This window comes from Onishia taeanensis (assembly GCF_013349955.1).
Classification (GTDB): Bacteria; Pseudomonadota; Gammaproteobacteria; order Pseudomonadales; family Halomonadaceae; genus Onishia; species Onishia taeanensis_B.
In genome coordinates, this window is sequence record NZ_JABVXC010000010.1 from 1 (window position 1) to 23751 (window position 23751).

Annotated in this window: 17 protein-coding genes and 1 pseudogene; 2 read left to right on the forward strand and 16 right to left on the reverse strand. The window is 50.5% G+C overall.

Annotation, left to right across the window (positions count from 1 at the left end):
* From HUS66_RS11975 to HUS66_RS11985, 3 genes and pseudogenes are all read right to left on the reverse strand, one after another.
* Nucleotides 1-132 (reverse strand): annotated as a pseudogene (locus tag HUS66_RS11975) (UDP-glucose 6-dehydrogenase); the annotation flags it as partial.
* Between the two features lie 163 nt (nucleotides 133-295).
* A complete protein-coding gene (locus HUS66_RS11980; RefSeq protein ID WP_175071146.1) occupies nucleotides 296-1648 on the reverse strand; it encodes an O-antigen ligase family protein in 1353 nt (450 codons plus the stop codon).
* A gap of 37 nt (nucleotides 1649-1685) precedes the next feature.
* Nucleotides 1686-2693, reverse strand: coding sequence for an NAD-dependent epimerase (locus HUS66_RS11985; protein WP_175071147.1), 1008 nt, complete (start codon nucleotides 2691-2693; stop codon nucleotides 1686-1688).
* 515 nt (nucleotides 2694-3208) lie between these two features.
* Here HUS66_RS11985 and HUS66_RS11990 point away from each other — a divergent pair.
* Together HUS66_RS11990 and tviB are read left to right on the forward strand one after the other, a co-directional pair.
* Complete coding sequence (locus HUS66_RS11990; protein WP_254628809.1) at nucleotides 3209-5302, forward strand: polysaccharide biosynthesis protein; 2094 nt, start codon at nucleotides 3209-3211, stop codon at nucleotides 5300-5302.
* A gap of 21 nt (nucleotides 5303-5323) precedes the next feature.
* Nucleotides 5324-6610, forward strand: coding sequence for a Vi polysaccharide biosynthesis UDP-N-acetylglucosamine C-6 dehydrogenase TviB (gene tviB, locus HUS66_RS11995; protein WP_175071148.1), 1287 nt, complete (start codon nucleotides 5324-5326; stop codon nucleotides 6608-6610).
* Between the two features lie 142 nt (nucleotides 6611-6752).
* On the opposite strand, the gene HUS66_RS12000 is transcribed toward tviB, so the two are convergent.
* The 13 genes from HUS66_RS12000 to HUS66_RS12060 all read right to left on the reverse strand — a co-directional run bounded on the left by HUS66_RS12000 (nucleotide 6753) and on the right by HUS66_RS12060 (nucleotide 23732).
* On the reverse strand, nucleotides 6753-7925 hold the full coding sequence (locus tag HUS66_RS12000) for a DegT/DnrJ/EryC1/StrS family aminotransferase (protein ID WP_175071149.1): 1173 nt from the start codon (nucleotides 7923-7925) through the stop codon (nucleotides 6753-6755).
* 25 nt (nucleotides 7926-7950) lie between these two features.
* Nucleotides 7951-9057: an ATP-grasp domain-containing protein gene (locus HUS66_RS12005; RefSeq protein WP_175071150.1), complete on the reverse strand. Its 1107-nt coding sequence runs from the start codon at nucleotides 9055-9057 to the stop codon at nucleotides 7951-7953.
* A gap of 81 nt (nucleotides 9058-9138) precedes the next feature.
* Entirely contained in the window at nucleotides 9139-10341 is a 1203-nt protein-coding gene (locus HUS66_RS12010) for an alanine racemase (protein ID WP_175071151.1), read from the reverse strand.
* A 67-nt stretch (nucleotides 10342-10408) separates the two neighbouring features.
* A complete protein-coding gene (locus HUS66_RS12015) occupies nucleotides 10409-11002 on the reverse strand; it encodes a sugar transferase (RefSeq protein ID WP_175071152.1) in 594 nt (197 codons plus the stop codon).
* Nucleotides 10983-12194, reverse strand: coding sequence for a glycosyltransferase family 4 protein (locus tag HUS66_RS12020; RefSeq protein WP_175071153.1), 1212 nt, complete (start codon nucleotides 12192-12194; stop codon nucleotides 10983-10985). Before HUS66_RS12020 ends, HUS66_RS12015 begins: the two co-directional genes overlap by 20 nt.
* Before the next feature lie 271 nt (nucleotides 12195-12465).
* Nucleotides 12466-13629, reverse strand: a complete 1164-nt coding sequence (locus HUS66_RS12025; RefSeq protein WP_217488001.1) for a hypothetical protein — start codon at nucleotides 13627-13629, stop codon at nucleotides 12466-12468.
* Between the two features lie 95 nt (nucleotides 13630-13724).
* Nucleotides 13725-14534: a glycosyltransferase family 2 protein gene (locus HUS66_RS12030; RefSeq protein WP_175071155.1), complete on the reverse strand. Its 810-nt coding sequence runs from the start codon at nucleotides 14532-14534 to the stop codon at nucleotides 13725-13727.
* 277 nt (nucleotides 14535-14811) lie between these two features.
* Entirely contained in the window at nucleotides 14812-15705 is an 894-nt protein-coding gene (locus HUS66_RS12035; protein WP_175071156.1) for a hypothetical protein, read from the reverse strand.
* A 384-nt stretch (nucleotides 15706-16089) separates the two neighbouring features.
* On the reverse strand, nucleotides 16090-17871 hold the full coding sequence (locus tag HUS66_RS12040; protein ID WP_175071157.1) for an asparagine synthase-related protein: 1782 nt from the start codon (nucleotides 17869-17871) through the stop codon (nucleotides 16090-16092).
* Nucleotides 17872-17967: 96 nt separating this feature from the next.
* On the reverse strand, nucleotides 17968-19398 hold the full coding sequence (locus HUS66_RS12045; RefSeq protein ID WP_175071158.1) for a hypothetical protein: 1431 nt from the start codon (nucleotides 19396-19398) through the stop codon (nucleotides 17968-17970).
* Nucleotides 19399-19508: 110 nt separating this feature from the next.
* Complete coding sequence (locus HUS66_RS12050; protein WP_175071159.1) at nucleotides 19509-21314, reverse strand: ABC transporter ATP-binding protein; 1806 nt, start codon at nucleotides 21312-21314, stop codon at nucleotides 19509-19511.
* 101 nt (nucleotides 21315-21415) lie between these two features.
* The gene (locus HUS66_RS12055; protein ID WP_175071160.1) at nucleotides 21416-22705 is read right to left on the reverse strand and encodes a DUF4910 domain-containing protein; all 1290 of its coding nucleotides are present in this window, start codon (nucleotides 22703-22705) and stop codon (nucleotides 21416-21418) included.
* A 31-nt stretch (nucleotides 22706-22736) separates the two neighbouring features.
* Nucleotides 22737-23732 (reverse strand): polysaccharide deacetylase family protein, encoded by a 996-nt coding sequence (locus tag HUS66_RS12060; RefSeq protein WP_175071161.1) that lies wholly within the window; start codon nucleotides 23730-23732, stop codon nucleotides 22737-22739.
* Nucleotides 23733-23751: the final 19 nt, after the last annotated feature.

Below are 23751 nucleotides of genomic sequence, written 5' to 3' on the forward strand. Positions count from 1 at the left end.
AATCTCGCCCTCATGCAGGCGAGCGATCTTGTCGGCATCCACATCCATGCACATCACGTCATGCCCCACATCGGCCAGGCAGGTGCCAGTGACCAGGCCTACGTATCCCGTGCCGAAAATGGTGATTTTCATGTCGCTACTCCTGCCAATAAATAACCTGTAAGCCCCTGGCAACCCGAGCCTAACCGCTTACACCCAGGTAGATGCCGTTTCGGGCAGGAATGTTACACATGCAAAGGCAGAATGGGTATGGTGCAGGCCTCCTGCATGGCGAAGATGCCAACAATGCCGCTCATCACGGCTTGCCGACAAAGACTTCGGCAGCATAACGCCGGTCGGCACGGGGGCATTCCTGGGATAGCGTGCGCCGCTCTTCCCGCCTCAAGATCACCCAGCAACCGATGCTGAGACCGAGATAACCGCTCAGGCCGTGCACATCTCGCAGCATGGATTGCGACAGCCCGAAGACAATAAACGCTAGGGGAGTCATCAATCCCGCCATGGCCAAGGTCCTCACGCCGGGAGAACAGCAACCAAGCCGCCTCGAGAAGAGGTAGATCGGCACGCCATATAAGAGAGCCAATCCCAAGAGCCCCAATACACCTCTTCTCGCCGCCGTATCGATGATGTCGCTGTGCAATTGATCATAGTAACTGACGCCCGGATGCAGGATATGGTCTGCCACCAAGGCATCTCGCGCAGCTTCCAGGCGTCCCTCTCCCCATCCGGTCCATGGCCGCTCTACAAAAAGCTGCAAACCGCCGCGCCACATCTCCAGACGAAGCCCGACAGAGCCATCGCGATCTTCGCCCTGCCAGTATTCTTGAGCGTCTACGACGGCGCCTGCTAAGCGTTGCCTGACGCCCGTTTCCGGAATAGCCACCAGCATGACGACCAACAGGAGCGCACCTGTTGCCATGGATCGCGCCACCAGCCGCCGGCGCGCTTTCCTGAAGGGGATCTGGCGCCAGGCCACATAGAGCATCAGTGCGAGTAGAGGCACGGCCAACCAGCCACCACGGGTGCCGGATAGCAACGATGCCAACAGGCCAGCCATGCCACCAGCCATAGATAGCCAGAGACAGTAACGGCGATAGGAGCGCTGAAGGCGAGGTAGTCGGTACATCCACCAAAGTGTTGCCAGCCAAGAGAGAAAACCCAGCAGCAAGGCTAGATTGCCAAACGGAATAGCATTCATGTCGTTGCTGGCACGCGAGTACAAAAGAATGAGTCTTTCAAAAAGCGCAATCAAGCCTGCTGCCATAGCGCCGCAAGAAAGCCCCAGCCACCAATGACGCGCCGACGAGCCATGACAACGTAACCAGATCAGCGACATAGCTCCCACGAGGGGCCATAGTGGCAACCCTATGCCATTGCCTGTAGCAGATTCCGGCCATTTAAGGGTCCGCGCCACATCACCTAGCCAACTTGCCGCGAACACCAGCAGCGCCAGGCACCACAGCCCGTCTTCCCAATCCAGTCGCGAGGTTCGCCAACCCGCAGCTAAGGCGCCCGTTATCGCCGCTACCAGGAGGGCACCCAAGCACAGCAGTGGCGCCAGCGCATACCCTCCCGGAACCACGATCAACATCGTCAGAAAAGCAAACAATAACCGGCTATTGAACCGGTGCCACATCTCGGTGGTCATCGACCCAGCCTACCTATATTAGACGGGATACCATTCATCAAACCCGATGATAGTCGCGATACCAAGCGACGAACCGCCTGGCCCCTTCACAGACATCCACTCGTGGCTGATAGCCGATCACCTGATAGAGCGCTTCGGTATCGGCAAAGGTATGTGGCACATCACCAGGCTGCATGGAAAGATAGTTGCATTCGGCTCGCTTTCCGATCGCCCCTTCAAGCGCATGGATAAAATCCATCAGCCTGACGGGGCTTCCATGCCCGATGTTGTAAAGGGCATAAGGGGCACTACTGCTATCCGGCCCGGCCAGCGAAGGCCGCCAGTCAGGGTCACGTTGTGGCACGACCTCGGCAATCCGCACGATGCTTTCGACGATATCGTCGATGTAAGTGAAGTCCCGTGACATATCCCCATGGTTGTAGACGTCGATAGGCCGACCTTCCAGGATCGACTTAGTGAACATGAACATCGCCATGTCTGGTCGTCCCCAGGGCCCATAGACCGTGAAGAATCTCAAGCCTGTGGTGGGCAAGTCATAAAGATGGGAGTAGGTATGGGCCATCAGCTCGTTGGCCTTCTTGGTCGCCGCATAGAGACTGACCGGGTGATCAACACTGTCCCGAGTAGAAAACGGCACTGTTTCGTTCATGCCATAGACAGAGCTGGATGAGGCATAAACTAAGTGCCCTACCCCATGATGACGGCAACACTCCAGCACATTGAGATACCCCACCAGGTTGGCATCGACATAGGCATGAGGGTTGTCCAGTGAATAACGCACCCCCGCCTGGGCGGCGAGATGAATGACCCTGTCAAAGCCATGCTTCGAAAAGAGCTCTGTCATTCCCTCCCGATCACAGAGGTCCAGCCTGGCGAAATGGATATCCTCATACTCTGACAGCACATTCAGTCGCGCCTGCTTAAGCGATACATCGTAATAATCATTGAGGTTATCAATGCCAACGATCTGGTGCCCCCTACCGGAAAGCCGCCGAGCTAATGAAAAGCCAATGAAACCTGCCATTCCCGTGATCAATAGTTTCATATCAATTTCCTGACGAGGGGCCTGATAACCCAACAAATACTGTATAGCAAATGTGTCCGAGCCTGACTCAAGGCGCCAACGCTCATCACTAACAAACAGTCATCTCACCGCTTTACATCACCCGAGTAGCTGGACCACCTGCCGACTTACCACCTGCCAACCGAACAATAAGTCATTCTGGCATGGTCAGCATCACCGATGTGATCAGCCTCCTAATGCCAAATGACTTTTTTACTAATAAAGCGAGTGCTTTTTTATAATTAAAAGTCTAGTACTCATGCCATTAGCAACCTACTTTTTATTTCTACCTTCTCAGCCAGAAATGGACTAGAAAAACCATCTTGGGAAGCAAGTTTACATCTCTTATCATATGACAACACAAGATAACAGCGCAACACAAAAAAACACGGCGCACGCAATAGGGTGCCGCTGAGATTGCTAGGCAATATTTTATAACCGGAGCACCAAGGAAAACTTACACAATAATTATAAAAAATGCGATTCAAGAAGAAAAAATGATCGCACACGAACACAGGGATGAAGGTGAAGCAATGTACAAATCAATTGATTACATTTTTAGGTTGCCTCGTGTATACAAGCGACTCATCCAGGTATTGGTTGACTCTACCTCCCTGACGCTCAGCTTCTTGCTCGCCATGTTGATCAAATTCGAACATTGGGACCAGATACTGGACAAGGAAGCTTGGCTGGCATTCTTCATGACACTGCCTGTCAGTATCTACTATTTCGTCAGACTGGGGTTTTATCGTGCGGTCATCCGATATATCAATCAACGCGCGCTGAAAACCATCGTGCAGGGGCTCGTCGCCACGACGGTAACACTCATCACCGCTAGCTTCGCACTTAGGGCGCCATCTCCCATCTCCATTCCTGTGGTCTTTTTCCTGCTGGCATTCGTGAGTATTGGCGGTATCCGCTACCTGCTTCGTTCAGCCTACAGAAGGGCCAGCATCAAGAACCGGTCACGTGTCGCGATATACGGTGCTGGGGCCGCTGGGGCCCACTTGGTCAATTCACTGAAACATAGCGATCAACATGTACCGGTTGCCTTCGTGGATGACTGGCGCGGTATGCATGGCACACATGTCGAGGGGCTGGAAGTGTACTCCCCGACGCAGTTGGGCAAGCTTATCAATGACTACGGCATTGAGCGGATTCTATTAGCGATTCCCAGCGCGACTAGGGCGAGGAGACGAGCCATTTTGAGTGCTCTTGAGCCGTTGATGATTCCCGTGCAAACCGTGCCGGGCACGGCCGACATTGTCGCCGGTCGCGCGAAAATCAACGACATTCGCAACGTGACCGTCGAGGATCTTCTGGGACGCGATCCCGTTCCACCTCAACCATCACTGATGCAAGCCAATATCCTGGATAAGGTCGTGATGGTGACGGGAGCAGGCGGCTCGATAGGTTCCGAGCTGAGTCGGCAAATTCTGCTACAGCAGCCACGCCAGTTGCTGTTGCTGGATGTCTGTGAGTATGCCCTTTACCGAGTGGAGCAAGAAATCAAGACACTCGCTGAGCGTCATCATCTCGATATTTCCATCAAGGCACTACTGGCATCCGTTCAGCATCGACCACGTCTCACGCTTCTAATGCGCAGCTTTGGTGTGCAGACGCTCTATCATGCCGCGGCCTATAAGCACGTGCCAATGGTGGAACACAATATGGCCGAAGGCATTCGCAATAATGTTTTCGGCACGCTGAAGACGGCGCAGGCAGCTATCGACTGCGGCGTTGAAACCTTCGTTTTGATCTCGACCGACAAAGCCGTGCGGCCAACCAATGTCATGGGTACGACCAAGCGTATTGCAGAGCTCATCTGCCAGGCCCTGTCCAGTGAACAGACCAAGACGCGTTTCTGCATGGTTCGTTTTGGCAACGTCCTGGGCTCTTCCGGATCCGTTGTGCCTTTGTTCAGGCGCCAGATTCGCGATGGCGGGCCGATTACGGTGACCCACCCCAATATAACGCGTTACTTCATGACCATCCCCGAAGCCGCGCAGTTGGTAATTCAGGCGGGTGCCATGGGCAGTGGCGGTAATGTATTTGTTCTGGATATGGGTGAACCAATCAAAATTGCCGATTTGGCAAAGCAAATGGTTCGACTCTCAGGATTGGAGTTGATCTCCGAGGACAGCGCGGAGGGCGACATCGCTATCCACTATAGCGGCTTGCGACCCGGAGAAAAGTTATATGAGGAGTTGTTGGTCGGCGCCAATACCACATCGACGGCACATCCACGCATCATGACTGCATGGGAAACCTGCTGGGAATGGCCGCGTCTAGAAGACTACCTTCATCGTTTGCATAACGCCGTGACCAAGGTCCAGCACGAAGTTATCAGAGAGTTATTGCTGGAGGCCCCCATCGCTTATCACCCTAACCACCCTATTTCCGACCTGCTCTGGCTCCAGCGATACGGGAATGCAAAGGCCTATCAGCCAACAGAGTCTGCCGTCGTTGACAGCGAAAAGCATCAAGTAAGCCAAAGAGCTGCCATCCCATCACCTGCCGCACAAAAAGTGGTGTCAGCAGCTCAACTCAACCTCTCGACCGCGGCCTTGGCCAAGGACAGCCACTTCTGATTATCACAAGGACAATGGATCATGGACCTGACCCTGAAGTTGGATTCTATTCGTATTGGCGTGATTGGACTAGGCTATGTCGGCTTGCCTTTGGCCGTGGAATTCGGCAAGCGTTATCCGACGCTGGGCTTCGACATCAATGCCCATCGCATCCTGCAGCTCTCCGATGGCATAGACGCCACGCGAGAAGTCTCATTCGATGAACTCAGAGACGCCAAACAACTCGACTTCAGTGATGATGTCGAGCGACTGCGGGAATGCAATGTCTATATAGTCACGGTTCCAACGCCGATAGACGCACAGCACTGCCCAGACCTTTCCCCGCTGCTCAAGGCCAGCCAGACGGTGGCCCAGGTCATTTCGCCAGGCAATATCGTCATCTATGAATCGACCGTCTATCCTGGCGCCACCGAAGAGGAATGCATTCCTGTCATCGAGAGAGGCTCGGGGCTTGCCTTCAATCGCGACTTCTTCGCCGGCTACAGTCCGGAACGCATCAACCCAGGCGATAAGGAACATCGAGTCACCTCGATCAGAAAGGTGACGTCAGGCTCAACTCCCGATGTGGCAAACTTCGTCGACGCGCTCTATGCATCGGTCATCCTGGCGGGCACCTTCAAAGCCAGTTCAATGAGGGTGGCGGAGGCCGCCAAGGTCATCGAGAACACTCAGCGTGACGTGAACATTGCGCTGATCAACGAGCTGGCCATGATCTTCAGCCGCTTGGGGATTGATACCGAAGAGGTGCTGCTAGCGGCAGGAACCAAATGGAATTTTTTGCCTTTCCGGCCAGGGCTGGTCGGCGGCCACTGCATCGGGGTCGACCCCTACTACCTGACGCACAAAGCCCAGCAGGTGGGCTATCATCCGGAAGTCATTCTATCAGGCCGCCGTATCAATGACGGCATGGGCGCCTATGTGGCTGGCCAACTGGTCAAGCAGATGATTAAGGAAAGGATCCACGTACAAGGCGCACGAGTGCTCATCTTAGGCCTGACGTTCAAGGAGAACTGCCCGGATCTGCGTAATACACGTGTCACCGATATCATTCGCGAACTGGCGGACTTCAACGTCATGGTCGATGTCCTAGACCCCCATGCCGATCGTGACGAAGCCATAAAGGCTTATGGAATCCGCCCGGTCGAGCGGCCGGATGAAGGCAGCTATGATGCGATGATACTGGCAGTCGCCCACAATGAGTTCCGCGACTATGGCATTGACCGTATACGCTCCTGGGGCAAGCCCAACCACGTGCTCTTTGACCTGAAGTACCTGCTGGGGAATGGCGAGGCCGACTTGCGGCTCTAGGCTCTGTGCGAAAACTACCTGCGCTCGCTGACTTTTCGCACAAACCCTAACACTTGCACATCACATAACGCCCCCGACCAAGACATCTTGATCAGGGGCGTTATGTATAGACTCGCTTCGTATATTCACAATGCTAAGAAGGTCAATCCACGGCCAAGGCCATGACGTCCTGCAACGCCAGACAAGTGCGATCAATTTCCTCCTCGGTCAAGGTGGGATGGACAAGAAACATGAGGCTTGTCTTCCCGAGTTCGGCGGCGACCGGCAGGGCACGAGCTGGCCGCCATCCCGTGTCATCGAAGGCCTTTTCGCGATAAACCTCGGAACAACTCCCCCCCATGCACGGCACCCCTCGCTGCTGAATTTCGCCGATGATCCGGTCACGATCCCAGCCTGGCCGAAGCGACGGCGGATCAACGAATACATAAGCCTTGTAGGCGGCGTGTCCGACATGGCCTGGCAACTCAGGAACACGCAGGCCACAGGCTCGCGCTGCCTGCCAAATGCGCTCAAGATTGTCACGACGCTGCCCTGTCCAGTCGGGCATACGGCGCAGTTGCAGGCGACCAATGGCGGCCTGCATTTCGGTGAGACGCCAATTGGTGCCGAAAGATTCATGCAGCCAGCGAAACCCTGGCGGGTGCTCGCGCTCGTAGACCGCCTCCCAACTCTTGCCATGATCCTTATAGGCCCACATCCGTTGCCACAAGCCCCGATCATTGGTGGTGACCATGCCTCCCTCTCCGCCGGTGGTCATGATCTTGTCCTGGCAGAACGACCAGGCCCCCACATGCCCGAGCCCCCCGACGCTACGCCCATGCCAGGTGGCACCGTGAGCCTGGGCACAGTCCTCGATCACATAGAGACCATGGCTTTCTGCCAGCGACATCAGGCCCTCCATGTCACAGGGCCAGCCAGCCAGGTGGACCGCGATAATGGCTTTGGTGCGCGGCGTAATCAAGGGTGCCACCGTACTCGCCGTAATGTTCTGAGAGTCGCGATCGACATCCGCGAACACTGGCACTGCTCCAGCGGTGACGATGGAGGACACCGACGCCATGAAGGTTCGAGAAGTGACTACCACTTCGTCACCCTCACCGATTCCCAACGCCTTCATTGCCAAGTCAAGGGCTGTGGTGCCGTTGGAAACAGCAACGGCGTATTCGGTACCCGCAAAGCGAGCAAACTCACTTTCGAATAAACGCCCTTCATTACCGGTCCAGTAGTTCACCTTGTTGGAAAGTAGCACCTGCCTGACGGTATCGGCCTCTTCGTCAGTGAAAGCAGGCCAGGGAGAAAAATGAGAATTGAGCATTCTGGCGCCCTCCAAGGCAACGTTGCTATACGGAACGCCGACTGCCGGCCGGTGATATCTGCATGCTGGCCCTGCCTTCTGTTTGGGGTAACACCTCAAGTGCCCTGTCGGCACGTGAGGCTGAGGATACGGTCGGCACGATATGCTTCATGCCCCTTACACCGATCGATGGACGCAACAGATAAGGAGCGGGGCGCCGCCCCTCCGCCAGTTCGATCAATGCCTTGGGAAAATCGACACCGGCAAGGTGCGAGAAAGGATAGCCACCGCCGAATCGCGCATTGAGCTCCAGTACACGCGGCAAACCGTTGGCATCGAGCATGATGTCGATATCCAGGTTTCCCCTGTGGCGAAGAAACGCGGCAACGCGCTCAGCGGTGCTCGCGACCCTACTATCCTCTACGGTGATGGCGCTGTCGGTCTCTCCGGCCCGCATGGCAAGCTTTCGCTTAACCACCGTGGCAATGTGCTCGCCGTCAAAGTCATGCAATACGTCAATGCCGAATTCATCGCCTACCAGCCATTCCTGGATAATCACAGAGTGGTCGATATCCTCCTGACTGATCACGTTAAGGAAGGAGTCACGAACCTGATTACGGGCATGGTGATAGAAGAATGCCAACTCCTCGACGTCGTTTACCTTAAACAACGAGACCGAGCCCATGCCCCACCTCGGCTTAACCATCAGCGGGAAAGCAAGATGGCCATCACGCAGATACTGTTGCACCTCGTCGAGTTGCAGGCAGGTGAGAGGGCTCGGGATGTGATGGCGCTTAAGAAACTCGAAACAGGCCCACTTGTCATTGGCAACCTCGATGACATCGGGATCGCTGACGAACGTCTTAACGCCGATGCGCCCGAAAGCGTCAATGGCGCGAGAAAGAGGCCCCAGGTCCAGGTCCGACAGCGATACCAGCAGACCGACACCCTCCCGCGTACAGATGTCCAACAACGCCGGAATATAATCACTGGAGTCAGCCCTTGGTACGAGATACGCCTTGTCGACACATGCCATGCCGGCGGTATCAGCATCCATGTCGACACCGATGACCATGCCCTCACCGGACAGTGCTTGCCTGAAATAGTCCACTAGGTAGCTGCGTCGCCCCACGCAGGTAAGCAACACGTTCATCGCCATTCTCCAGGAAGGTCGTCATTGAAATTGCAGGCAGTCAGGGCGCCGACCGACGGTCGGCACAGGTAGAACAGATCACTAGCGGTAAGTCGCGAGTACGCTCTCCACGTCATCCCTTTCCTTATGGATGACACCGCGGGGCGAGACGATCGCGACCGGCGGCATGATGAAAGGTGGCGTATAGTTGTTCGAATAGGCCCCGCGATTGGGAAAGACCACGAAATCACCTCGCTGCACTCGGCCCGCGTAACCGGCATCAATGACGTCATGCTCCATGCAGGTGTTGCCGACCAGTACATAGCGGTCGTGGCCGGGCTCGCGCAGCACCTGGCGAGGCACGATTGTGAAGCATCGCCGAGCGGTCGAATGCGTCGGATTGACGACATTGATACTGGTGTCTAACAACGCGTACCTGATGCCCTGCCGCTCTCTGATCTCGATGACTTCGGCCACCAGTACCATGGTATCGCCAACCAGAGAGATACCCGGCTCTATGATCAGCCGCGGCCCCTGTTCACCGTACTCTTGTTGGAAGATACGACCGATAGTACGCGCATAGTCATCGAAGGAAGGAAGGTCGGCAGGAAACTGGTCACGCATCGCTGGCGGTATCTCACCGAAAAACCCTCCCCCGACATTGATGGACTCCAGTGGCCGGGAGGGGCTGATGCGCTCGGCCAACTCAATCATCCTCCTCGATCTTGAAGCAAACAACGTCAGGCTCTTTTCACGCGTGCTGAGGTGGGAGTGAATGCCGTTGACCGTGACATTACCGATCCCTTGAAGCCGCTCGATCGCTTTTTCCAGATCACCATTGTCGCTACAGAAACCGAACCTCGAGGTACGGCCTTCCAGGGAAAAACTGACCCTTAGTCCCACCTCGATATGATCGAAACTTTCTGACAAGGCCTCGAGATACTCGATCTCATTGAACGAATCGATGTTGAGGCGTGAACCGGAAGCGAGACAATGCTTCACATCCTCCGCCCGCTTCACCGGGCCATTGAAGATCACCCGATCAGGCGGCAGATGCCGTCTGGCAATATCGTATTCAAGCCGAGAGACGACTTCCCCCATACCGCCCAGGTCATCCAGGATACGCCCCAAGGCCGGCATATAGTTGGCCTTGAACGAGTAGGCGACATCCGCATTGGAATAATACTGCCGCAGGCTGTCCCTGAATGCTCGATAGTTACGCTCGAACAGATCGCTATCGAAAATGTAAAAGGAGCCTCCCACACGCCCCGAAATATCTGCAAGCAATGCATAATCGTAGGACATACCCCGGTTCCTCTGGCTCCATGGAATTGGCTTCATGCAACAAAGAGATGATTCCTAGCTCGAAGCGTCAATCGTTGCCATAGAAATCTTCGACGGTCACATGCCCTTCCGCCGAGATCCCGTCTCGGCAAAATACTTTCTTTACGGTCAACATCAGAATACGAAGATCCAGCCAAGCCGTGCGGTGATCCACGTACCAAACATCAAGCTCGAACTTTTCTTGCCAGGAAAGCGTGTTGCGTCCGTTCACCTGGGCCCAGCCGGTGATGCCGGGAAGTACCTCGTGACGGCGCTGCTGCTCGGCACTGTAACGGGGCAAATACTCCATCATCAGCGGTCGAGGGCCGACCAGACTCATTTCGCCCTTAACGACGTTCCAAAGTTCGGGCAACTCATCGATGCTGGTCGCGCGCAGCCAGGTACCCAACCGCGTCATCCTCGCCTCATCGGGCAGTGGTCTGCCCTGTGAATCGACCGCATCCCGCATGGTTCGAAACTTGACGATCTCGTAGGGCCGTCCATGGAGGCCGGGCCTATGCTGGCGGAAGAGTACCGGGCGCCCCAACCTGAATGCGATCGACAGCGCCACGATGGTAAGGAGTGGTGACAGCACCACGAGCAACGCCAGTGCAACACTGACGTCAAAGAGTCGTTTTGTCATATACGCCTCGCAGTTCTGTCGGCACCACCTCGACACGACCTTCCCGTGCTTTAGCCCCCACTCCCATCTGCTTAAGAATATCCGCGTTGACCTTGTCGACGTCGTACTTGGCCTCGGCGGCCTCACGCGACTTGCGACCCATGGCGCCGATCAGCTCAGGAGTATCAATGAAACGCCGCATGGCGTCGGCAAGCCGTGAGACATCGCGAACCGGGACCAGGTAGCCGTTAACCGACTCGCTTACGGTTTCGCGGCAGCCGGGCGCATCGCTGGTAATGACCGCTCGGCCCATGGCCATGGCCTCGAGGACCGTACGAGGGGTGCCTTCGCGATAAGACGGCAGCACGTAGACGTGGCAGGCAGCGATGGCTGGCCGTACATCATCGAGACAGCCGAGATAGTCGACTGTACCCTCGGCGATCCAGTCATCCAGTTCCTGTTGGGCAACGGCATCGGGGTTGTCATCGATCCAGCCGGCCAAGGCGAACGTTACTTGTGGATGGGTACGGTGCACCTGCTGGGCGGCGTTTATATACTCGCGCACCCCCTTGTCACCGAGTAGTCTGGCGATCATCAGAAACCTGACCGGGCCTTTAGCCTGTGACGCAACCGCGTACTGGACCAAATCGACTCCAGAGCCATTGACGACATGCGAGGAAGTCTTGGCCGACAGCAACTTCAGTTGCCGAAAGAGCGTCTGGTCATCGGGATTCTGGAAAAACACCTTATGGGTCCCTCGCAAAGCCACGCGGTATAGGAGTCGTGCGACCCAAAGCAGCCCCTTGCGCTTGCTGAACCACCGGCCCGATACATCGGTGGTGAAGGCATAGCCCAGGCCGGTGATCAGCACGAACCGTCGGGGAACCCGTGATATCCAAGCACTGAGGGTCCCATAGATCACTGGCTTGATGGTGTATCCCATGACGATATCGGGCCGAATGCGCCGCATCAGGCGATAGAGTTCGGCGAAGGTCTTTAAATCGACAAGCGGATTCATCCCGGCCCGCTGCATGCCGATCTCATGCACCGTGACCCCCTTCTCCTCCAGTTGCCGCCGCCAGATATTGCCAAACTCGACATCGGGCGAGGCGGCATGGACCTCAATTCCATTGGCAATCAAGGAGTCCAACAGGTGACCACGAAAGTGGACCAGAGACTCAACATAGCTAGCAACCATCAGGAATCGTTTCATCTACACTCACCTGCTTCTTGGTCTTGTCGGAAAAATCGATTTTGAATGGAGGGTCTACGCGTATGCAGAGACTTACCAAGGCAAGCATTACCAGCGGCTGGATACTGTTGGCGGTCTGATTATCTGGTGTATTGCCATGACACCGCAGGCTGTTACAGTCAGGATGGTCTGCACACCGGGCACCAGAGTAAAATTGAACATCGAAGACTATTACAATCTAGATAAGCGAAATATGGTAAGACGCAAGACCAAACTGCCCTGAGCATTGACACTACATTGGCCCAATCTTTCCTGGCACCCAAGACTCAAGCCCACATGATTTCTTCTTTCCATATTGGGACCAGACTAAAGAAAGAAAAATCCAAAACAATGTTGTCCTCAACCCCATATGAGTCAAAGAATATACGATTGGGCCCGACACGACGAACCAGACAGGCAGCGGTGAATTCCGCAAAAGCGAAAACAACAAAATAACAAAAAGTGTCATGCCAGGAATTCCATAAGCAAATAGCAAGTTACCAAAGCTCGAATGTATTTCATTTTTATTATACGGGTAAAAACGCTCTAAATGACCTTCTCCAGCCCCTACAATAGTATATTCAGGGAAAGCAACAATACGATCATAATTCCTTTCTTCCCCTATCGAATCAAATTTACCTCCTGCCACGAGAGACCGGCTATGAACATTTTCGAAAATATCGGTTAGCACCTGATGGTCAAATAACACGGTGCCCATAAGGAGCAACACAACCATAATCAAAAACTTGAAAAGTCTTACAGCTTGTAAATTAGCCAGTAAGTACCCGACAACAACCAAGCAGAATCCTGCGATTGCCGCCAATGAAGCTGCGGCGAAAATCCCGGCAATCCCGGAAAATACTGCCGCAACCGTAAGGGGCTTAAGTGGCAAGCACATCCTGTTAATCACCAGCAAGGACGAGACACCCAACAAAGAAAAAAATGCAAGTTGGTTGGGATTGTTGAAAAAACCGGTTGTCCGCCCCCCCTCACCAATTGAAACAACCACTCCAAGTCCAGATATTATCAACCCCATACAAATAGCACGCTCGATATACAGGCTATATTTCTCACCACACTCGGCAATATATAAGAAACAAGACGCCACTGCGGTATTATATATCCAAAATGCCATCACCCTATAGAACTCAGACGATTGGAGAACTAATGACGAAACCAGGCAGTGAATAACGACCCAGCATGTTAGCAGCAGCCAACAAAGCGGAATCCTTGCCAAGGGGAACTCTCTTGCAGTTGCTATTGAATGGAAGTAAATAAGACACACCAAGATCACAAACACATAATCGGTTGGCTGTGGCTGGCCACTCGGGTAAAGATATACAGGGCTTAATGCCCCTGCAAACACCAAGGTCCAGAGTATTATAAAAATCACGGCCGCCCCCTTCTCTCGAAGCATTATGAGTGCTTTACTACATTAAAAGAAAATAAAACACCTTTAAAACCTAAAACCACTCATAAGCAATCTTTACAAACCTGGCAATTAAATTTCCGTCAAAGCACTCTACGCACACGAATTTTTTGTGGGAGCAAGCCATAGAAGAAGCGGAGAAAGGGAAAAAGGCGATACCTCCACCCCCCTTTCATTTCACTGATTATTCTATTTTGTAACAATGCCGTTGACAGCAGATAAGAAATACGTTTTTTATTCTCAAACGACTGTCCTGTATGTATTCTTTTAGCTGCAAGAGAGTAGCTCGTTTTCTGCAGTCTCCCGCCCTCCTTGACCAACCTGAACCATAACTCATAGTCAAGTTGCGACTTTCTCTCTTCACTATACCCTCCTACTTGCAAAATATTTTTTCGCAAACAAATTACGCTTATGTGGCTGACAGGATTCCTCTTCATCAACTCCCTTGATTCATCATCAACCTTTTGACAATACGGCCGAGGAATGGGTTTCCACTCAACAACATCATCATCATGAATATAGTTAGTTTCACTATATAAAAAACCAATCCCTTGAGCTAACAAAATACCGACTTGGACATCTAAACGCTGGGGGTGTGATAGGTCATCCGCATCCAAATTAGCCACATATTCACCCTGGGCATGCATGATCGCCATATTCAAGGATTTTCCACGCCCACCGCCCTGACTCGATAAAACCTTAAATCTTGAATCTTTTTTCTCAACATCCCGTAAATAGCTAAAAGAACCATCAGTTGATCCGTCATCAACGATTACGGCTTCCCAGTTTGGATATGTCTGATTCTTAATGCTCTCTATGGACCCTTGAAGAAAAGGAAAGCCATTTTTTACCGACATGTAAAAACTCACAAGAGGAAGGGGCGAGCTATTCATATAGTACCTCTGTTTTCTCCGACACTTATGATCACTATTTCACTGCACTAAAATTGTGAGCTAGAAAATCACATCAGTGGATAACTACCAAACCGCCACCACCTTGATTTTCATGCCTATCAGCTAAAATATTCGGTAATTTAAAAGTGAAGGAGAGAACACCCCAACTCCAAACCTAGACATTCTGAAGCAAGTCTATTTCTATCTGGATAGTAGACTATAAAATTCATCACCACCTCACACACGCACTTCCCTATCATCTATTTATAATCAATATCTATTGACGGTCTGACTGATAGTCCATACGGCCACCCGGCGATTTTATTTTATCAAATGAAACACTTCCCAAAACTTCTTTAGTCAAACCGTACTCAATGTAACGCTTCTTCCTATAGTAGTAGTGGAGGAGAAAAATAAAAGCCTTCCCGAGTAAACTCCTAGAAGTGTAGACTCTAAAATCATAGGCTTCCTGCGAGCCGAAGGCGATTTTATAGTCATTTACACCCTGACCTTTTGCATCTTTTGGATCTAAAATTTTTCCGCCAAAATTATACCAATCACAGCCCCATTTTTTTGCGTACACGATATTCTTCCAGTCCAGATATTTATTAGCCATCCCTATTAACTGTCCATTGACTTTCTCTTCACCCATACTCCTTAAGAGAGCGGAATATATTCCGTAAGCCTGTTTTCCATTTATCAGGTGGGCATGTGAACAAAGAATCCTTCCAGACTTATCTGATACTGACGTAAGTAACAACTCTCCTTGATCTCTAATCGCTTTCAACTTGCCCACAGCACACCTTTTTATACCCACCTCTTTAGCGAAACGATTATAAAATTCACAAAATATAATTATATCGCTATCAGATGGATTGGTTATCCGGTTATAGACAACCTCACCTTTTTTATTTGCTTTAATGATATTTCTTCGAGTGCTACGATGAATTTTTCCAAAGATCTCATCCTCACCAAGTCTTAGATCAATAACATAGCTAGGCATCAGGAGGCATACACAGCCCTTTTCACGGGGTTTCCTCGTTGCTTCCTCTTTCTTTAACAAGAGATCCAATGTTAGAAACACATCGGCGCCACTACTGACAAGGCAATCCTCATCATCCATCACCTCAGTGATCTCAACAAACCCCCTCTTATAGGTAAATCTAGACATGTGATGCCCCCTCGCTTCAACGAACCTATATATGACCACTTTCTTTATCAAACAGTAAGAGAAAGACCTTTAGACATGAGTCAGGAAATAAAGAAAAAAGTTATATAGGAAAAACACAGTACCGATGAAGACTTCTATAACTTATCTCTTAACTTCTCACCCCTATCATGTCAAAATAGATCAACATCTACAGATAAAAAGCCATCCCCTCCCTAAAGCTAAATGACATATCCATGGGTGAAGACTTTTCTCACCATCCCACTGTGCGTGTGCGCAAAAATAATGCCCCTATCACTTCTGCAAGCTACCAAAATCCTAATCTTGGCGAGATTTCTATATGCAACAGTATGCAAAACCATTGACCATCAATCCTCATGGTTGAAATTATTTAGCAACCAGAGTTCTTCTATCCGCATCACAAAATTCTACATTTATATTCAACCACTCAGCAGCAATAGAAAACTTTCTCATAGAGCCTACATCTAAAGAAAAAATTCTGCCAAACTCCCTCTCTCCAAATATTTTTTCGAGCATTTCTTGATTATCTAGCAATGACCGTTTATATACCTCTGCAGAGTCACCATCAAGAACAGAAAAACCTTCTTTCTTTCCAAAGTTGACCTTGATTTTATCTTTTACATACTCTTTTAGCTTTTTCTTACCGTCTACAGAGACATTTAGCAAATATGGGTTAAGAAGAGGAACTCTTGCTTCAACCCCATAGTTCATGGCAATGTTATCTATATCCCTAAGCAACTGATTTTTACAGTAATCAAATGTTTCTAAAAACTTAATCTGCATACTCTTGTCATTTTCATAACATTCAAAAAAACCTGATGGCACAGAATCATCAACTCCACTCTTGAATCGCTCATAAGCTCTTTTCAATGAAATATGATTTCCTATACTTATGTAGTTCGGATCTGCCCTATATAGAAAATAGTACGTCAAGACGCCCCATTCCCCCAAAATTTCTCTCCCTTCAACAAATCTTCTCATCTTAGGGACGACAAAATTAACACCCGGAAAATCAACCAAAATATTAATAATAAAAAAGTTCTTAAAGGTTGGATACCCGCCGAACATCTCATCACCTCCAAGACCAGAATATACAACCTTTAAACTGGGGAATTCTTTCTTCATGTGCTGTAATATTCTATTGACCTGTAAGCCATCGGAAGTCGGCTGCTCTATGATAGCCGCGTAACACCTCAATTCTTCACCAATGATTCTTTTACAACTATCTTTCGCTATAAGAGAAGAATGCTTATACAAATGTTCATCCAACTTCAACTTGGACAGGTTTTTTTTAACTTTCTCAACTTCGCCTTCCCCATCATTACCGCCGTAGGTAACCAGCGACAACCCCGAGCCCGCTTCAATTGACTTAACTAGAAGGTAGTTCGAATCAACACCTGAGCTTAGTAACAAAGCAGCATCAACATCTCTGCTCAACAATGAAGACTTAAAGTATTCTTCGGCTTTTTTAGTATCGCGACTTCTTGAATTAGACACCACTTCTTTCTTCAGTGAGACACTTTCCCCGGCCAAGACAAGAGTATGATTGGGTGGGATTTCCAGCACCCCTTCCCAAATAGTTTCTGGCTCTCTCACAAAGCCGTTAAAAAAATAGTCACTGCGTAAAGCGTCAACATTTAAACCAATACTGCCCCCAACCCCCTTAACAAAATGGACAATCGACTTCAAAGTTGAAGAAACCAAAAAAATCTTTCTATCCACATAGTAGTACAGCGGTTTTTCGCCAAAAAAATCTCTTCGAAAGAAAACCATATCATTTTTTATATCGTACCATGCATAAGCATACGGCCCATTCACAGAAGAATGGGTATAGTTTTTTTCCTGTAAATGGTCAAATAGCGCAAGCGTATCTGACTCCTTGCTAGGATAATTTTCTTTATAATTATAATACTCCCCATTGAATATAAGAGCGTAGTCATCAGTTACTACAGGCTGATCGGAAGCCGAATTCAGTCCGTTTATGGCCAGGCGAGAGTGGCCAAAGTAAAGCCCGTTTATTTGCTTAACCGCTACATTATCTTCTCCCCGATACCTCATCTTTTCAAGAGCACTCGCAAATAGCCCATCCAGGTCGACATGGCCGCAACCTGCCTCATCGAGAACTTTGCAAAAGAATATTCCGCACATTTAAATCTCCTGCGGGGGCAATAATCGACATGGGGTTTACTTTAAAATCGACATCAGATAACTAGGCAACCGGCATGAAAATTTCCTGATATAAAGCTATGCCACTGCTTCGCTCAACCTTTCCCCGTTGATGACAGAGTCAATATCTTCTGAGAGCAAATCCAGGAAGATCTCACAGTGTTCTTCTGCATATTTATGTGGGCTAAAATCCTTATCGGGAAAAGCCGAGGATGTTATTATCTCATGTATAAGACATTTCACATCATCCTTTGAGTAACCTTTGAATTGCAAAGCCCGCAATACATACTCATCCATATTGGCGATATTTCGAGCATTTATTACGCCACCTATGCGGTTGTAAAAAACATCACCAAAACATATAACGGCTTTATCATGGAATATTGCCTCTAGCCCCATGCTAGAAGAGATAGTCACCACACCACACGATCCCTTGATTAGGTCATGGGGGTTTAACTGATGGCTCACCAGCATCACATTATGGTGCTTGACCACTTCATCATAAAAACTTCTCTCTCTTCTACCTATAGAAACCTTATGCTCTTTCACAAGTAACACACAGTCTGAAGGCAATGACTTTGAGATGAATTCTATAATCTGAAGCTGATTATTTATCCAACGCCCCTTTATAAGGGTTGATGCTTCTGGATGAAAATGCAGCGGATAAATAAAGTACTTCAAGCCCGTATTTGACAAAGCCTCAAGGTCAGCTTCATTCTTTTTCAAGCATGAAGCGTATCTTGAAGCATTGATTATGCGAATCAATCTCTTCATCAACGCATTAGAGGGGTTCTGGTATGCGTGAAAGGTTGTGTTTCTATCCTTTAGCACCAACATCTTCCCCAAAGTGAGGATGTCTTGCTTACTAGCCACCTTGAAGAAGCGCCTATTGGCAACCATGTATGATGGTTGAACCTTTTCCTTCAAGTAACTTTCTATATAGGCATCGGCTTCATACGTGGACTTAGCCTTGTTATGCGAGCTTTTCTTGACAACATGACCATCTGGACCGTCAGAAAGGTATAAACCGGTGCCGATCCTGCTCCGCACGGGATACCTGAAAGGCAAGCCATTCTTTTTCGAAAAAAAGTATAAAAACATGCTCAAAAAGTCATCCAGCCCTTCTGACACCACCATCTCAATCGGCTTGAATGAGTGAATCTCTTCTATCTTTAATGCCATCACAACAGCAGTACGGAATGCATCCTGCTTGCCAAAGCGATCGAAATTACGCTCAGCATGAATCAAACCTGACAAGACGAACTGATACTCATCTTCCATCCGCCTCGCTTGCTGAAGGCACTCTTTCTCACTGAAACGCTCTCTCGAATCAAGAACATCTTTAAAATAAACAGCATGATCAAAGACAGATAAGTCATTGTCACCCTTGTTACAATATGAGAAGCAAGACAAGTACACATCCTTGCTACGCGAGTCTTTCTTGAACAACTCCATACAGTCAGAAAAGAAAGGCTCACTCACTGACAGAAGAAAGAAAATATTTTTCATCCTAAACGACTCCCCAGCTACGAAAACTGTTTCTTATTTTATTAAAGGGTATTACAAGCCAACACCACCTACTGGCGGACCTCAATGATCATTGAAAATTTTGAGTTGAATCAGGCCCGCTCTGCCATCCGCTTGAAGGTATCATTACGAATGACCAGGTCCTCAAATCGCCCTTGATCAATAACTCGTCCATCTTTCATTAGGTAGATACAGTCGCACTGCTTCACAGTCGCAAGGCGATGAGCAATGAGAACGATCGTCTTGGTGCCGGAGAACTCATGGATAGCATCCATCACCAACTGCTCAGTGATGCCATCCAAGGCACTGGTTGCTTCATCCAACACGAGTACGTCGGCATCGTGATACAAGGCACGCGCGATACCGATCCGCTGACGCTGCCCGCCAGAAAGCTGGACCCCGCGCTCACCCACATCGGTCTCTAGCCCTTCAGGAAGCTGCGATATCAGTTCGTCGAGATTCGCCAGACTCGCCGCCCGCTCCACGCGTGCGTCATCGATGTCAGATGGCGGAAGTCCAAAAGCAATGTTCTCGCGAATGCTGGTGTCAGATAGGAAAATACTCTGTGGTACCAAGCCAAGACTGTTCTGCCAGGCGCGTTTGTTGATCGCGGTCAGAGGCTCGCCATCAATGAGTACCTGGCCGCTTACGGGGTCGATCAACCCTAGCAAGAGATCGATGGCAGTCGACTTCCCAGAACCCGAGGCTCCAACAAGACCGATGACTTGGTTAGCGGTAATCTTAAGTGACAATCCCGCCACGGCAGACGCTTGTTTACCCGGATATGTAAAATGGACGTCGCGAAATTCTATGGACTGTCGAGGTACCCAGCGGCCAGCTTTCTCGGGATCCGCTCGCTCCTGAACAACACTGCTGACCACACTGGCGTGAAGATCATCACGCATTGACTCGAATGCGGCCAGATTACCACGTACCCGCGAAACACTGGAGTAAATCTGCTGGAAGGCCGGAAGGAGCTTGAAGCCAGCCAGGGCATACACGGAAAGTACTGGCAGGATGGTACCCAAGTTGCCTTGATGAGCAGCCAGGAGATACAGCACAAGGAATATCACTGCTCCAAATGCGACCAGCTCCATAGCAAAGCGCGGCACCTGGCTCATCGCCAAGGTAGTGCCCTGTGCATTGGCAAAGCGTTGGCTTACTTTTTCGAAGCGTTCGGTGAATACGCGCTGCCGCCCAAGCAGGAGTGCATCTTTAATGCCGCCGAAACCCTCCGCCATCAACTTGAATCTTAGCGCCTGGGTGTCCGAAACCGTTGTCCCATTGTTAATCAAACGACGGCGCACTGTGCGGTAGAGAAGAAGATAGGCGGTGGTGAAAATCAACAAGCCAACTGTTGCCACTAGCGGGTCATAAACGAACAATACTGTTGCCATCAGGCTTGCCATTACAGCGTTGGCATTCATGTTCATCAATGGAATTATCACAGAGACGGTAACCCGCTGGCATTCTTGTGCTATTTGTTTTGAAAGCTGACTGCTACTGCCATTGGCGTGGAATAGCCAAGGCTGGTACATGTAGTGTTTAAACAAGCGGCTAGAAAGCTCCGCCCCGACACGGTGACCAAACATCTCTAGCTGCCAGGTGGCAAATATGGATATTAGCGTGGTAAGACTTAGAAGCAACAGCACACCAACGCCAAACCAGAAGATAAAATCAGTGGGGGAAGATGCCCCGCTGGCACGATAGATTTCAGCCCACAGCGAATCACCTTCGAGTCGACTCATATCGCCGACCAGGGCCATGAAGGGTCCAACAGAGACAACACCTGCCAGCTCAGAAAAAGACATGAAAACGACCAGCACCTGCATAACGAGGAGTTTAGAACGCTGTTCCTTGTTTAATAGTGAATACAGTTCTTTTATACTTTTCAACATTTCACTCACCCCAAGGCAGGGTAGAAATTCTTTCGAAGAAGAGCAGAAGCTTCCGAGAAACACAGAATTTCAAACAACCAACCTTCTAAACCAGCTAAAAATCAGGTCATTTCCAGCAAGCCATGACCGACCCATTTTTTGAGGTAGTTCTCGACCATCGATAGTGGTAGGCCAACACGCTCAGCTAGTATATTGATACTCGTAGGCCGATTAAGGGTTGGGATGGTATCCATCAGCAATCGCATGCGACGGCGCTGTTCGTCAGGCATATCGCCAAAGGCGACCTGTCCAGGGTCAATGTACAGATCATATTCGGGGTTGGACAGGCAGATGTTGCCTGAGAAACGCTTGCGGATGATGGGACTTGACTCCAACGTCTCGACAGCATCCAGCAGCACCTTCACGGCCTCTTCCAACCTTTCGGTTTTCATCAAGTCCAGATTATCGTGATCGGTGTGATATTCGGGATACGGGAAGCGTGATAATGATGCCATGGGAATGCCATAGGCTTCCCAGATGTACTCGTCGTTAAGTAACTCGCTTTCAAATTCGCCGGTATGATGTTCACAATCATTAGATACTAGCGACTCGGCCACTGCTAACTCTATGTTGGACTCTCGATGACGAGAATGCTGAAGGGCCAGCTCGGTAGGAGAACCTAGCATTTCCAGCATTATTCCTTCTAGCAAATGCTCTTTCTCTTCGCTAGCGAGGTGGCCCAGATAATACTCATTGCCGATGATTCCTGGTGCCAGTACCAGACGGTAGCTGAAGTTGGTCTTTTCCTCTCGCCGGCGTAATGCCTCAAACAGGGACACTCCCACCGCTACACCGGATAGGCCGTCGTTAGCCACACCGGGGTGGTCCAGGTTGGCAGCAAAAATGATCGTTTCAGGGGATTTCCCTTCGAGGGTATAATCTATCACCCGCAATATCCCCGGCGCCTCTTCAGTCTCAATCAGAACATCGTACTCCCCTTCATGTAGGCCGTCGTAGAAGGTTTTTGGCACACAGAACCCCCAGTCTCGCTGCCAACTACGAAAGAGCTGACGGAAGTGGAAAGGGACAGCATCGGGGTAACGGTGATCGTAATGGAGGTGACGCCGCAGTTCCTCGCGATCCACGGTGCCACTGAAAGAAGTGGAGAGAGCCATGACGGCCAGCGGATGTCCGCTCTCGTAGATCGTTTTTCCCTGATAATCAATTCTAGCGGCTTTGATATCCCATTTATTGGGAATCACCCAACCGTTGTAATTATTATCAGCAAAATAGGTATGCTCTCGAAATGGCAGAATGTCCTGCATGTAGCGAATGGTATCGTCAAAGTCGCTGGAGCAGACTACGCGATTGAGCGGTGTCAGGTCGGATAGCAGTTTCATCATGTCAGTCATGGGCGGTCCTGTTACGACGACTCATATGAGTTTACGCCTCGAGTTGATGGCCATCGCTGGCCGGCGCACTGTGAGCGGAATAGACATCTAGCGAACTGGGCAAGTCGTTCGTATCCAATCTGGGCAGGCATAGAGGGTCTGTTATCGCCAGATCTGCCACACCGACATCGACCGTCAGCCCCAGTGCACAGCCCCTTCTCCGCAATAGCGACAGCAGAGCTTCGTTATAGCCCCCGAAGGGGTAACACATGACCCACTCCTGTTGCGCTGCACCAATATCAGCCAGGAATTCCAGACTGGTTTCGACTTCACGGAGCTGTTCTTCACCACTAAGTGTGTTCAGCCACAGATGTTGATCACCGTGACTGCCAATGAACATGCCAGCATCAAGCAAATCCCGAAGCTGGCTATCAGTCATGTACAGTTCGGTAGCAAAATCACGCTCATCTTGGGTTACGAATTGACGAAAAAGGCGATCAATGAGGGGGCCACGCATTGGCGCCGGCAGTCCCTTCTGCAGGATGCGCTTGATGAAGGTCACCTCGGCACTGTCGTAGCGGCTTTCTCTTGAAAAAGTCTCAAAGTATTCCGCATTACCCAGCAAACCATATTGCTTCCGGTTGACATCCATCTCGACAAAAATCTCGTCGACCAACCGCTGTGGATTGGTGCCACTGGCAAGGGTGAAGTGGATCTTGTTGACGTCTAACACTCGACCATCCCTCACCGCACAAGCGGGGGGAAAGAAACTACCTTGCACGCCTCGCTCTACCAGCACCGGCAAGACATGCTCGTAGTGATCCCGGTAGCCATCATCAAATGTCAGCAGGATGGCTTGCTCCGGCAGCCTGGCCTCGCCCCGGCTCGCAGCGATGACATCTTCCATAGTCACTGCTGTGTAGTGGTGCTGTATGAAATCAAGCTGACCGCGAAAATTGTCGAGCTCAAGGGCCTTGATCTCTGGATAGCGGGACTCTTTCAGGGGACGGACATAGTGATACATCACGATGGTGAGATTATTCGCCATGATCGTCGCTACCTAGTCG

Bases quoted from the DNA above. Each gene is read 5' to 3' on its own strand.
- HUS66_RS11980 (WP_175071146.1), bottom strand. From the start codon at position 1,648: ATGACCACCGAGATGTGGCACCGGTTCAATAGCCGGTTATTGTTTGCT.
- HUS66_RS11985 (WP_175071147.1), bottom strand. From the start codon at position 2,693: ATGAAACTATTGATCACGGGAATGGCAGGTTTCATTGGCTTTTCATTA.
- HUS66_RS11990 (WP_254628809.1), top strand. From the start codon at position 3,209: ATGATCGCACACGAACACAGGGATGAAGGTGAAGCAATGTACAAATCA.
- tviB (WP_175071148.1), top strand. From the start codon at position 5,324: ATGGACCTGACCCTGAAGTTGGATTCTATTCGTATTGGCGTGATTGGA.
- HUS66_RS12000 (WP_175071149.1), bottom strand. From the start codon at position 7,925: ATGCTCAATTCTCATTTTTCTCCCTGGCCTGCTTTCACTGACGAAGAG.
- HUS66_RS12005 (WP_175071150.1), bottom strand. From the start codon at position 9,057: ATGAACGTGTTGCTTACCTGCGTGGGGCGACGCAGCTACCTAGTGGAC.
- HUS66_RS12010 (WP_175071151.1), bottom strand. From the start codon at position 10,341: ATGTCCTACGATTATGCATTGCTTGCAGATATTTCGGGGCGTGTGGGA.
- HUS66_RS12015 (WP_175071152.1), bottom strand. From the start codon at position 11,002: ATGACAAAACGACTCTTTGACGTCAGTGTTGCACTGGCGTTGCTCGTG.
- HUS66_RS12020 (WP_175071153.1), bottom strand. From the start codon at position 12,194: ATGAAACGATTCCTGATGGTTGCTAGCTATGTTGAGTCTCTGGTCCAC.
- HUS66_RS12025 (WP_217488001.1), bottom strand. From the start codon at position 13,629: ATGCTTCGAGAGAAGGGGGCGGCCGTGATTTTTATAATACTCTGGACC.
- HUS66_RS12030 (WP_175071155.1), bottom strand. From the start codon at position 14,534: ATGAATAGCTCGCCCCTTCCTCTTGTGAGTTTTTACATGTCGGTAAAA.
- HUS66_RS12035 (WP_175071156.1), bottom strand. From the start codon at position 15,705: ATGTCTAGATTTACCTATAAGAGGGGGTTTGTTGAGATCACTGAGGTG.
- HUS66_RS12040 (WP_175071157.1), bottom strand. From the start codon at position 17,871: ATGTGCGGAATATTCTTTTGCAAAGTTCTCGATGAGGCAGGTTGCGGC.
- HUS66_RS12045 (WP_175071158.1), bottom strand. From the start codon at position 19,398: ATGAAAAATATTTTCTTTCTTCTGTCAGTGAGTGAGCCTTTCTTTTCT.
- HUS66_RS12050 (WP_175071159.1), bottom strand. From the start codon at position 21,314: ATGTTGAAAAGTATAAAAGAACTGTATTCACTATTAAACAAGGAACAG.
- HUS66_RS12055 (WP_175071160.1), bottom strand. From the start codon at position 22,705: ATGACTGACATGATGAAACTGCTATCCGACCTGACACCGCTCAATCGC.
- HUS66_RS12060 (WP_175071161.1), bottom strand. From the start codon at position 23,732: ATGGCGAATAATCTCACCATCGTGATGTATCACTATGTCCGTCCCCTG.